At 61.9% G+C, this 12,346-nt stretch carries 9 protein-coding genes and 1 pseudogene; 4 read left to right on the top strand and 6 right to left on the bottom strand.

Annotated elements, in window-relative coordinates; translation table 11 throughout:
* The first annotated feature begins 174 nt into the window (after window positions 1-174).
* Entirely contained in the window at window positions 175-3,243 is a 3,069-nt protein-coding gene (locus tag D8Y22_RS00765) for an FAD-binding and (Fe-S)-binding domain-containing protein (protein ID WP_141462651.1), read from the top strand.
* An 846-nt stretch (window positions 3,244-4,089) separates the two neighbouring features.
* Here the strand turns inward: D8Y22_RS00765 and D8Y22_RS00775 are convergent.
* The 5 genes and pseudogenes from D8Y22_RS00775 to D8Y22_RS00795 form a co-directional block, all read right to left on the bottom strand.
* Window positions 4,090-4,719: a YdbT family protein gene (locus tag D8Y22_RS00775; protein WP_141462653.1), complete on the bottom strand. Its 630-nt coding sequence runs from the start codon at window positions 4,717-4,719 to the stop codon at window positions 4,090-4,092.
* 113 nt (window positions 4,720-4,832) lie between these two features.
* Entirely contained in the window at window positions 4,833-5,375 is a 543-nt protein-coding gene (locus D8Y22_RS00780; RefSeq protein WP_141462654.1) for a hypothetical protein, read from the bottom strand.
* Window positions 5,376-5,587: 212 nt separating this feature from the next.
* Entirely contained in the window at window positions 5,588-6,448 is an 861-nt protein-coding gene (locus D8Y22_RS00785) for an aldo/keto reductase (protein WP_141462655.1), read from the bottom strand.
* Window positions 6,449-6,565: 117 nt separating this feature from the next.
* Window positions 6,566-7,072: a DedA family protein gene (locus tag D8Y22_RS00790; protein ID WP_141462656.1), complete on the bottom strand. Its 507-nt coding sequence runs from the start codon at window positions 7,070-7,072 to the stop codon at window positions 6,566-6,568.
* A gap of 280 nt (window positions 7,073-7,352) precedes the next feature.
* Window positions 7,353-8,006: pseudogene (locus D8Y22_RS00795) on the bottom strand (IS200/IS605 family transposon protein TnpB); the annotation flags it as partial.
* A 53-nt stretch (window positions 8,007-8,059) separates the two neighbouring features.
* Here D8Y22_RS00795 and D8Y22_RS22110 point away from each other — a divergent pair.
* Window positions 8,060-8,203 carry a hypothetical protein gene (locus D8Y22_RS22110; protein WP_174811710.1) on the top strand — a complete coding sequence of 48 codons (144 nt, stop codon included), beginning with the start codon at window positions 8,060-8,062 and terminating at the stop codon, window positions 8,201-8,203.
* Between the two features lie 157 nt (window positions 8,204-8,360).
* Here D8Y22_RS22110 and D8Y22_RS00800 read toward each other — a convergent pair whose 3' ends face one another.
* The gene (locus D8Y22_RS00800; protein ID WP_141462657.1) at window positions 8,361-10,046 is read right to left on the bottom strand and encodes a sensor histidine kinase; all 1,686 of its coding nucleotides are present in this window, start codon (window positions 10,044-10,046) and stop codon (window positions 8,361-8,363) included.
* A 210-nt stretch (window positions 10,047-10,256) separates the two neighbouring features.
* Here D8Y22_RS00800 and D8Y22_RS00805 point away from each other — a divergent pair, with 210 nt between their 5' ends.
* Complete coding sequence (locus D8Y22_RS00805) at window positions 10,257-11,657, top strand: PQQ-binding-like beta-propeller repeat protein (RefSeq protein ID WP_174811711.1); 1,401 nt, start codon at window positions 10,257-10,259, stop codon at window positions 11,655-11,657.
* Entirely contained in the window at window positions 11,654-12,286 is a 633-nt protein-coding gene (locus D8Y22_RS00810; protein ID WP_141462659.1) for a hypothetical protein, read from the top strand. Before D8Y22_RS00805 ends, D8Y22_RS00810 begins: the two co-directional genes overlap by 4 nt.
* Window positions 12,287-12,346: the final 60 nt, after the last annotated feature.

Below are 12,346 nucleotides of genomic sequence, written 5' to 3' on the forward strand. Positions count from 1 at the left end.
CTGTATTCGAGACGGGACGGGTTCGGATTCGGTCGTCGCCGGATTCGCCGGCGACACGCACCCCAGCGCGACACGAGCCACTATCTGCAGCCGACCCGGTTCCGCGAAGCGTATCCATACATTGACCAGCCGTGAGTCCCAACTGCTTCACAAACTGATCGCGAGCGCTACCCAATGACGACCACACCACCGGACCGACCAGACCCCGCGACCGACCCAGCAGCGACCTACGACTATCAAAGCGACGACGTCGACCGACCGGCACTCGTCGACGATTTGGAACGTCTCGTCGAGGGAGAGGTCAGATTTGACTCGTACTCTCGAGAACTGTACGCGACGGACGCGAGTATCTACGAAATGACGCCGATCGGCGTCGTCTTTCCGACTTCGACCGACGACGTCGCCGCGGTCGTTTCCTACTGTGCCGATCGGGGAATTCCGGTCCTTCCCCGCGGCGGCGGGACGAGTCTTGCCGGCCAGTCGGTCAACGAGGCCGTCGTCCTCGATTTCACGACCGACATGGACGACGTCCGCTCGATCGATCCCGACGAACGACGGGCCACGGCCGAGGTCGGCGTCTACCTCGAGACACTCAACGAGGCACTCGCCCCCCACGACCTGAAGTTCGCGCCCGACCCAGCCTGGGGCGACAAGAGCGCGCTGGGCGGTGCGATCGGCAACAACTCCACGGGCGCCCACTCCCTGCAGTACGGCAAGACCGACGCCTACGTCGAGGAGTGTGAGGTCGTCCTCGCGGATGGCACCGTCACGACCTTCGGCGAAGTCGCCCTCGAAGATCTCCCGGACCTCGCCGATGGCGACGGCCTCGAGGCCGATATCTACGCCGAAGTCGCTCGCATTTTGGACGAGCAAGGCGACCTGATCGAGGAGAGCTACCCAGACCTCAAACGCAACGTCTCGGGCTACAACCTCGATTGGCTCGTCGAGGACGCCCGCGGTGCCAAGCGGGGAATCGGCGAACCCGACGCCGACGGCGGGACGGTAAATCTCGCGAAACTGCTCTGTGGCAGCGAGGGCACCCTCGCGATCGTCACCGAAGCGACGGTCTCGCTCGAGTCCGTGCCAGCCGAGAAGAGTATGGCCTTGCTCGCATACGACAGCGTCCTCGACGCGATGAGCGACGTGGCGCCGATCGTCGAGCACGACGCAGCCGCCGTCGAGGTGATCGACGACGTGCTGATCGACCTTGCGCGTGACACGCCCGAGTTCGGTCCCGTCACGGAGATGCTCCCCGACGGGACGGCCGCGGTCTTGCTCGTCGAGTTCTACGCCGACGATGTCTCGGAAGGCCAGTGCAAGGTCGCGAACCTGCTTGCCGATCGCTGTCCCGCTGTCGATCCCGCCGGTGAGCCCGACGACGAGGACGAGCGGACCACCACCGACGCCGATATCGTCGCTTTCGACGCCCTCGAGGCCTACGACGAGCAACGCCGCACGGAGATCTGGAAGCTACGCAAGTCCGGCCTCCCGATCTTGCTCTCGCGGACGACCGACGAGAAACACGTCGCGTTCATCGAGGACGCGGCCGTCCCGCCGGCGAATCTCCGCGAGTTCGTCGCCGACTTCCAGGCGATGCTCGAGGAGTACGACACCTACACGAGCTTCTACGCCCACGCCGGCCCCGGCGTGCTTCACATTCGGCCGCTCGTCAACACGAAGACCGAGGCGGGCATCGAACAGATGGAGGCGATCACCGACGCCGCGACGGACCTCGTCGTCGAGTACGACGGCTCCGTCTCGGGCGAGCACGGCGACGGGCGAGCCCGCACCCAGTGGAACCGCAAACTCTACGGCGAGCAGCTCTGGACGACCTTCCAGGCGCTCAAGACCGCCTTCGATCCCGACTGGCTGCTCAACCCCGGCCAGGTCGTCTTCCGCGACGACGACCCGACCGATATGACCGAGCACCTCCGCTACGGTCCCGACTACGCGTTCGATCCCGGCTTCGAGCCCACCCTCGAGTGGGAGAACGACAACGGCTTCCAGGGGATGACCGAACTCTGTCACGGCTGTGGGGGCTGTCGCGGCGAACAAGAGACTACCGGCGGTGTCATGTGTCCGACCTTCCGGGCGGTCGACGAGGAGATCCTCTCGACGCGCGGCCGGGCGAACATGCTCCGCCAGGCCATGAGCGGTGACCTGCCCGACGACCCCACCGACGACGAGTTCGTCGAGGAAGTTCTCGACCTCTGTATCGGCTGCAAGGGCTGTAAACACGACTGTCCAAGCGGGGTCGACCTCGCGAAACTCAAGGCCGAGCTCTCCCACCAGCACCACGAACGCCACGGCACCTCGCTTCGCGACCGGCTCTTTACCGACTTCGAACGCCTCGCAAAACTCGGGAGCGCGACCGCCCCCGTCTCGAACTGGCTCGCGAACCTCCCCGGCTCCGGCTTCCTCGCGGAGAAAACCCTCGGCATCGCTCGCGACCGAGACCTCCCGACCTTCCACCGCCGAACCTTCGCCGACCGCGTCGCCGACCACGACCCTGCTGTGGCGCTCGAGGACGCCGTCCGGCGGGCCGTCTTCGTTCCCGATATCTACACCAACCACGAGTATCCCGCGGCCGGTGAGGCCGCCCTCGACGTGCTCGAGGCCGCGGGCGTCCACGTCGAGGTGGCCGAGCCACGCGACGTCGGCCGGCCCGCCTTCTCGAAGGGGCTGCTCGACGACGCCGCCAGCCGGGTTCGCGACACCGTCGACGCCCTCGAACCGTACGTCGAGGAAGGGTGGGATATCCTCCTGCTCGAACCGTCCGATGCAGTCATGCTCCAGGCCGACGCTCTCGAGCTACACAGTAACGAGGCGACCGAACGAGTCGCGGCCAACACCTACGGCGTCTGTGAGTACCTCGACCGATTCGGCCTCGACGGCGGCATCACCTTCGACGCGCCCCAGGTACACCTGGCCTATCACGGCCACTGTCACCAGAAAGCCCACGCGAAGGATCACCACGCCGTCGGGGTCCTCCGTCGGGCGGGCTATGCCGTCGATCCGCTGGACTCGACGTGCTGTGGCATGGCGGGCAGCTTCGGCTACGAGGCCGAACACTACTCGATGAGCAAGGCGATCGGCTCTGTGCTCTACGAACAAGTCGACGAGAGTCCCGGCGACCGCGTCGTCGCCCCCGGCGCATCCTGTCGCGCCCAACTCGGTGACCGACCCGGTGCCCGCGACGAACCGCCGACACCGGTCGAGGTTCTCGCCGAGGCGATCAAGTAACACTTCTTAGAAGTATGCGCCTTCTCGAGAGCGTTCGGGATGCGGGTGCATAGCCCCGACAGTCCGACCCTGGGACTTACCTCCTGGTAACTGCCCCACTCATGTCACAGTTGCCTGACTATTATTGCACGCCAGTACCCGTATCCAAGACAATGGGATTGATGCGAACGGGCCGGCCGGCTCTCAACCGGTTCACCGTCCCCACGTTCCAATCCACCCACGAGACGGCTCGCGATTGCGTCAGAGCAACCCGACAGCCGCCCGCGCGAGTGGTCGGCGGCGCTACACCGCTATCTTCACCGTCTCCAGGCAGAATCGCGTTCGCTGGCAGGCGGTCTCCTGGGCGATAGGGACCGCTTCTGCATTTCTTATCAGATTTCGTTATAATATATACATCGGATAGTATCACCATACTCTATCATCGGTGGAAGGACGAGTTTCCCAGAACGACGAGCCGCGTGCGATCATGCAGAGAGAATTGCGACGGTTATAGAGTAACAACTGCAACGATTTGCACACTGATCGCACAGCCCTCGTACGATCGGATGTGCAGCGACTTGCAGTGGCTACCAAAATTGGAGACGCTGTCACTGTCAAACAACAGACCGTCTCGAGCAGTACCGATCCAACGTCAGCTCGAGTCGTAGTTGCGCCGGTAGACCGGTACAGCGGTCCGTATCACAGGCCGCTCGAGACGATGGACACGTGGTAGGGGCGTGTGCTTCCTTGCTAGACTCCCCGGTCACCAGGCATCCAGATTACGACTTGCTCCGCTGGTGCGACCTGTTGTTCGTCGTGAGCCGGAGAAAATGTTGGCCTACGGACCAAGGCACCTCGTTACTCGCGTTACCGGCCGACCGTGCCTTGTTGGACCCTGCCCTGTTGCATACCGCCGACGTCGTCGACCTGTTCGGCCCCCGCAATCTGTTGCTGGGCCATTCGATGTACCGCCTCTGAGTTCGGTACGTCGTTGATAGATAGATTTCCAGCCCTGCCTATCCCCTGGATATGGATGTCTCCCGTATCGAGCATCTTGTCCCATCGGTCCTGTCTAAATTTGGCGGTTTTGGCACGATTGATGGGAAGACTTTCACTCCTCGTCGTCGATGGCGTCTCTTTGTATTTGATGAACTGTTCATCCGTCGCCGCATACTCGATAGTGGTGTTTTGCAAATAGTTGTATTTATAGACAATATATCCGGCCGGAGCACCGATTCCAACCACGAGGAACGTCAGCAATCCTAACAGTGGACCGCCAACCCCTATTGCAAAGATTGCGGCGACGAAACCAGCGACGAGCATCATCACCATCACTTTTAGTTTGTGTAAGATCAGACTGAACCACGCCGTCCGCAAGTCCTGCTTGGCGACCCACTGTATCTCTTCGTCCGGTGGGACCTGGTTTTTCAATCCCCGAGACGGCTCCGCCCGTTTCATCTCTTCTTCGGCCTCTCTGAGCGTGTTCTCTGCGGCCATGCATACATTCTTGAAATACAATATATTATAGCTTTCTAGGTAAATCAGACATGATAGATATATTAGTAACTCGATGGTAGATTGGCAGCTTCTGATTGTGGGAGTGGGTCCTGCTATCGATCGTCGGCGTGTTGGCCGTCCGTCTCGACGGCGTCCCCGCGCTGACGCATCGTCTCGAGTCGCTGGGCCTCGGATGCGTCGTAGGAGGCACCGAGTGCGATCATGAAACCGACGCCGGCAGTCAGTATGGCGATCGCACCGACGGCGACGACCGCGACCGAAAGCACCGCCTCCGATAGCGCCTGTGCCGAGGTCAACAGCGAGGCCCCCGTCACGACGGCGATCAACGCGAGCAAGCGACCGAACCGGCCGCTATCGAACCCGTCAGTCGAATCGGCCTCACCGGTGTCGAACAGTTCGTTTAATACGCCGCTGTAATCGTCGTCGCTCGTCACGTTTCCGAGCGAGTGAATCGAGTGGGCAACCCACAGCCCGGCGGTGAAATTGAGTAACGCGACGAACGACACCACACCAAGCTGTCCGCCGACGAACAGTCCCGCCAGGATCGCATTGACGAACGCGAGTACCATGATCCCGTGAACTGCGAGCGAACGCGTGCCGAAATCTTCTAACTGTGTTACGTGAGCAAGCCTCATAGTAGTCGTAGGGCCCAGAAGGATATACCCACCACCCCTACCAATGCAGCCAAGACAGACCAGGGCAGCCATAGCCCGGCTCTCGGTCCGTGTCACCCGTCGGCGGGTATTCGGCTCTCGCCACGGCGGAGCAGGGCTCGAGTCGCGTCCACTGTGACGGTCGTAGGTCGTATCGTGGACGAATCCGGGATCGGATCGGTTTGGCACCTCGGTCAGTCCGCCGCCTGGGTCAGCCGGTCGATCTCCTCGGCTTCCAGCGAGAGCGCCGACGCGGCGAGATTCGACTCGAGGTGGTCCGGATCCGACGTCCCCGGAATCGGGAGCGTCACGTCCGAGCGCTCGAGAAGCCACGCCAGTGCGACCTGTCGACGCGTCGCGTCGTGGGCGGCACCGATCTCGTCTAACAGGTCGCTGTGAGCCTCGAGGTCGGCCGCATCGATCGGTGCCCACGGGATGAACCCGATACCGTTGTTCTCGCACACTTCGAGGACGTCCGCACTCGAGCGATCGTCTACGTTGTACCGGTTCTGGACGGTGGCGACGTCGACGTGTTCGCGCGCAGTCTCGAGTTGCTCGACGGAGACGTTGCTGACGCCGACCTGCTCGATCAGTCCATCGTCCTGTAGTTCGGCGAACGCCTGAATGGAGTCCGCGTAGGGTGTGTCGGGATCGGGGCGGTGGAACTGATAGCAGTCGATCGTGTCGGTTCGCAGCCGGTCGAGCGACGTCAACACCTGATTTCGAATGTAGTCCGGATCGCCGTGGGCAAGCCACTCTCCCGCACGATTTCGGAGGATCCCGGCTTTGGTCGCCACGAGAACGTCGTCGGCGTCCCCGATTACCTCCCCGATGAGCCGTTCGCTCACACCCGGTCCGTAGGAGTCGGCCGTATCGACGAAATCGACGCCACACTCGAGGGCCCGTTCGAGGACCGCTCGAGCCTGGTTCTCGTCCTCGGGCGGCCCGATGATGTCCGCGCCACAGAGGCGCATCGCACCGAACCCGAGTCGGTGGACGGTCGTTGCGCCGATATCGAACGTCTCGCTCTCGTTCGTGATCGAATCGCTGCTCACACGCGTGGTACTGGCGGGAGTGGCATAATCGTTGGCCCCTCGCCGACCGGGCGGGGGTAGCTCTGCACGTCCGATATCACCGACCGATGCACGTTCGATACCGGCAACCGGTGGCTGTCAAAATATCGTCTGGACTGCACCGACCGCGACGACGACGATCACCGTGTGGTAGATCAGCGTCGAGGTGGACGAAAAAAACACGAGGCGCGAAACGGGATACTGCGTTATCCCCGCCGGAATGATGATCAGCCCGCGGAGGTACGGCACGAAATTCGTGACGAACACGCCGATACCGCCGTACTCCTCGAGCCAGCGCTCCGACTGCTCAATCCGCTTGGACGGAATGTGGATCCGTGGCGACGATTGGAGCGCCGACAGTCCCTCGCGGCGCGCGAGATAGTAAATAACCACTTGCCCGGCGACGTAGCCGGTGCTCGAAACGAGGATGACGATCGCGGTTTCGACGGAGTCCGCAGAGATGGCCAGCACGTATCCGGGGAGGATCACCGATGTCGGGAGCGGTTTCCCGATGAATGCGCCCTTCAAGACGAAAAACACGAAGAGGGCAGGGAGGCCGATATACAGGAGGACGGTAAATACCGCCTCAACGAAGGCATCAAACATACACCATCTGCAGAATGGTTGGACTGCAACGGGTTAACAGCATCTGTCGGAACGAGGCACGTTATTGACTTCTGTCCGACAGTATCAGGAACCGCTCGAGACGCCATATTGACATCCTCCACGCGCCTAAAGGCGCGGGAATCCTCACATTGGGGGTCTCGGCTCATGCCGAACCACCACGCGAGCGACTTTCCCCTACGCCGATTGTAGGATACTCTGGTTTGTGCGCGCTTCTTTGGGACGTTCGTGAGGGTGTGGTTTCCCCGACCATCCGTGGTCGTCCCACTCGAATCGCACGGGCCGTGCCATCGGCCGTGGTACGTCTGTTTCGTGCCGTTGACGAGACACGAAGTGTCTCGTCCGCCAGTGGTGAATCCAGTCGAGAATGATCGACGCTGACTGGCTGAAAGGCCCTGAATTGGTCCGAAGACTCGTCGTAGTACAGTTCCAACCGGCCCTGTTTGCCGTCCCACTTCGGATCGCCTGCAACTTCGAGGCGAAGACGCTCGGTGTGTCCGAGGCCGTACTTTTCCTTGAGTTTCTTCCCGACGGGAATCTCGAGTCGAGAGCGGTCGCCCATTTCCAGTGTGTACTGGTCGTTTCGAATGTAGGTCCGCAATGTTCGACCGTCGTCCTCGTTGCCCCAGTAGCCGGGCGGGGAACACTTCTCGCCGTCTTCTTTGAGTGAGAAGAATGAGTTCCACGCGCTCTTGCTCTTTCGGATGAGCTGCTGGGCGGTTGCACTTCCGAGAACGCCGACGTACTGTTTGCGGTAGTCGGCGGTGTCCCAGACGCTTTCGCCGTCGAAGTATTGCTGGCGTCGTTCGTAGGTGAGTTCGTTCCAGAGACTAGCAGAAGCGTCCAACAGTTCGTGCAGTAGCTCCCGGTTCTGTTCGGATCGGGGGCGAACGACGAACTGATTGGTCCGCTTCATCAACTATCTCTTGTGGCGCAAGACACATAACTGTGTGGTTTGTGTGATGGTGTATGGTTGAGATCCGAATTGAGTTCGACGACGATGAACAGTACGAGCGGTTGAAGGAACTGAAGCAACACCACGGGCTGACGTGGAAGGGTTTGCTCCTTGAAGGCGAGAAGCGCGTCCGCGAGGAGACCCCAGACGGCCAGTAGTCGGCGATTGTTCGGCAGTGCCTACCGCTCGATCCCCGCCTGAAGGCGGGGGCATGCGCTTTATTTTCTGTCACAACTGCAACGATTCCGACGCTACTCGAGTGCCAACATCCGAGCCAGTAGCGGGACAGACGCCTTCCACGAGGACTGGTGACGGCTACCCGGGGGTGTCGTCGGGATTTGGTTCCCCGCCGAACTCGGCGTCCGAGATTTCGAATCGGGCACCACCCTCCCGTCCCTCGGTGACCCGAATCGACCAGCCATGAGCGACGGCGATCTGTCGGACGATACTGAGCCCTAATCCCGTTCCTGTCGGTGAGTTTGTGTATCCCTTTTCGAAGATACGCTCCTGGTCTTCGGGCGCAATTCCTGGACCAGTGTCTTCGACGTAAAATCCCTCGGGCAGAGGCCCGACTGTGACGCGGACGCGCTCGTCTGCACCCTCGCTCGGTGCGGAGAACCGCTGCCCGTCCCGACCACGTGAACGCGTGTCGGCCGGTTGCCCAACGGCGCTCGAACTGTGCTCGACACTATTTCGAAATAAATTCTCGAACAACTGTTGTATTCGACTGGGGTCGCCCATCACCGTCTGGTCGGTTTCGACGACGAGCTCGCCCGTCGGCGTCCAGACGTGCCTCCATGCAGTGTCCGCACAATCGGCCAGATCGACCGATTCGTGCGTCTCGAGTTGCGGACCGATACGCGAGAGTTCGAGGACATCGCTGACGAGTTCGTCGATCCGATTTGCAGCGTCGAGAACGTGCTCGATGTGCGTTATGTCCCCCGACGACATCGCTAGATCCGCACTGCCACGAATCTCCATCAGTGGTCCCTGCAAGTCGTGTGAGACGATTTCCGTGAAATCTTCCATCTGGTGGAACGTAATTACCGTTGTCCCCGACGTCTTTCCTACCTGAATCGTCCGGACTTCGACGTTTCGGTCGACACCGTCGACGGTGAACAGCCGCTGGACGACGTCCGGGTCGTCCGAATTGGGGAGTGCCTCGGGCGCCTGCTCACCCAGTAGTTCGTCGGTGTCGTACCCGAGAATGCGTGCCGCAGCCGGGTTGACATCCACGACCAGTCCGTCGGCGTTGCGTACCACCATCCCCAGTTCCATCTGTTCAATGAGTTCCTTGCGACCGAGTTCCCGGGTTGCCGGAACGAGTCGACCGAAGTCAAAGCGGGAGATGATTGCGACGGCAATGGCACTCGAGACGAGGATCGCAAGCGGCGTGATCGCGAATCCATTCGGCGGCACCGGGAGGAAAAACAGCGCGTCGGCAACGACACTCGTCGAGACCGCTCCGGCCAGTGTACACGTCTGCCACCGGTAGACATCTTCGGCGACAATGGCGTATCGGACGAACGCTGCAGTGGCAACGACCACGATCACAAACGCGTAGGCGATCCAGGGGGCGGCGACGAGTCCGTACTCGTAGGCGACGTGTTGGGGGTTCGACGCCGGCGTGACGCTTGCATAGAAGAGGCCGTGGAACGAATCGGTGAGCGCCAGCAGGAGCGCCCCGAGAGCCGGCAGTGCGATCAATCCCCGGTGCCACGGCGTCAGCCACTCGTCGTATCCGGTGTAGGAAAGGGCGAAAAACAGTAACGCGATCGGGATGACGGTGATCCCCACGTACCGGATCTGGAGCATCGCCGTCGAAACGACGAGTGAGTGACTGGCGTAGTTGACACCGGCTGCAACCATCCAGACCGTATCGCCAAAGAGAACCGCCACGAGCCAGATCATGCCAGGGCGCTCTCGCCGTCGGTACGCGTACACCCCGAGCCAGATCGCCACCACCGCACCGAGTAACTGGACGGACGCCAAGACACTCATGCTGGTCGTTTCCTATCCGTTCTTACCTGACCGTGAATGTTCTTTGGGTCGACCGACACCGACCGTTTGACGCGAAACTGGTTACACAGACGACACCTGTCCGTCTCGTTCGTTTCGCTTCGTCCCAGGCACGGCGGTCACTTTCGACGTACTGACTCACTTACACGGCGGTTAGCTGAAGGACAAGTAGGTGGGATTCACGCAGAGCGTATGGGATTGCAACCCGAGAAGACGATGAACCGCCGTCGTGTACTGCAAACGGCTGCGGTAGCAGGACTGTCCGTGATAGGTTCACTCGGTGTCGGGACCACAACTGCGACAGCCAGCGGTGGCTCGCTCGAGTGGACGTACGAAACGGACCAACGGGCACGAACGTCGCCGACAGTCGTCGACGGCGTCGTCTATACGGGGATGTCCGATCAACCCTCTCACCGGCTGCACGCGATTGACGCCGCGACCGGCGACCCCCTCGAAGAGATATTTCAGGGACGTCCGATACGCGAGGTGAGCGTCGTCAACGGGATCATTTTCGTCGCCCAGGATGGCGGTGACGCGGCGATCGAGGCCTACGACGCGACGACTTACGACCGCCTCTACAGCGTTGATATGGAGAACGCACCGAACACACAGCCAACCGTGTTCGACGGGACGATCTACGTCGGGAGCGGCGACGGCCTCGTCTACGCGCTGGACGCGTGGACGGCGCAGCGAGAGTGGACGTTCGAGACCGACGACGACGTCGATTCGTCCCCGGTCCTGGATAGCGGAACGATTTACGTCGGCTGTAACGACGAACACCTGTACGCTATCGACGCCGAAACAGGCGACGAGGAGTGGGCGTTTGCGGCCAACGGTCCGATCCGGTCCTCACCGACCGTCCACGACGGCACGGTCTACGTCGGCGAGTCGGCGAACCGGTTGCTGGCGGTCGACGCCGGCTCGGGGCAAAGCGAGTGGCAGTTCGACACAGCAGGATCCGTCAGTTCCTCGCCGACCGTCTCCGACGGGACTGTCTTCGTCGGCGACTGGGAGGGGAACGTCGTAGCCGTCGACGCTGACAGCGGTGACGAGTTGTGGACCTTCGAAACCGAGGACAACGTGCGGTCGTCGCCGACCGTCGCGGGTGCGACCGTCTTCGTCGTCAGCGACGACGGCCATTGCTACGCGATCGACGCGACCAGTGGGGACGAACGATGGGCGTTCGACACCGGAAACCCCGTCGGTATCGTCCACCACCAGCCCTCGCCGACGGTCGTCGACGGGATCGTCTACTTCGTGAACGGAAACACCGTCTACGCGCTCGAGGCCGGGGTCTCCGGTTCTAGCGAGGGGACGCGAATGCAACTCGGAACGCTCGGCCACCACGATGTCTGGGCCGACACCGCGGCGGCCGGTGATCGGCCGTCGCTCGACGAGATCGAACAGGAACGCGAGTCGAACGATCGCTCCGGCGACAGTGACGACGGCACGGCCGGCGGTACCGGCGGCTCGGGTGGAGGGACCGCCGAGGCCGACGGGTTGCCTGGACCCGGCGTCGTGGGCACGCTTGGGGCTCTCGGCAGCGTCTCGTATCTGCTGGCTCGGCGGGGATCCAGGGAGGAAAACCGATGAGCGATCGTGTGACTCGGCGTCGATTGCTGGCCGTCTGCGGCGTCGGCGTCGCTACCGGGCTATCGGGCTGTACCGGCAGTGACGTAGGGAGCGAAACCGAAACCGGCGACCAGAACGGAACCACGGACACGACCGACGGTGCCGAACACGATGGCGGTGGCGACTCCGGCGAGACCCAGATCAGGTACGGCACCTCCTACATCGCGGAGATAACCCTTCACGAGGCTGGAACGCCCGAGATTACCCAGACGCTCCACGACGGCGACCACTACACCCGTACGGTGTTGGGCGACGGCGAAGTACTCGAATCCTATTACGTCGATGGCAAGTCCTACTCGATCGTCCAAGGGAACTGCCTCGTCGACGAGGAGCCGGCGGCGGAGACATCGATACCGGACATCCAATCACCGAGTGGCCAGACGGGAACGCTTTCGGCGTCGGAGACGACCACGATAGATGGCGAATCCGTCGAGGTGTACACACACCCCGAGGACGATGCCAGCTGGTACGTCAGCACCGAAACCGGCTATCCGGTCCAGTTCGAGTCGGCGGTCGCGACGGTACGCTACCACTCGTGGGGCGACACCGATCCGATCTCCCCACCCGATATGGAGTGTCTCGAGATGTGATGGCCGCTTCCTGACGGATCGGGCATCCGATTTGGATTTTCCCCGCGTTACAGCCCACGA

Origin of the sequence: Salinadaptatus halalkaliphilus (assembly GCF_006543045.1) — an archaeon.
GTDB classification, from domain to species: Archaea; Halobacteriota; Halobacteria; order Halobacteriales; family Natrialbaceae; genus Salinadaptatus; species Salinadaptatus halalkaliphilus.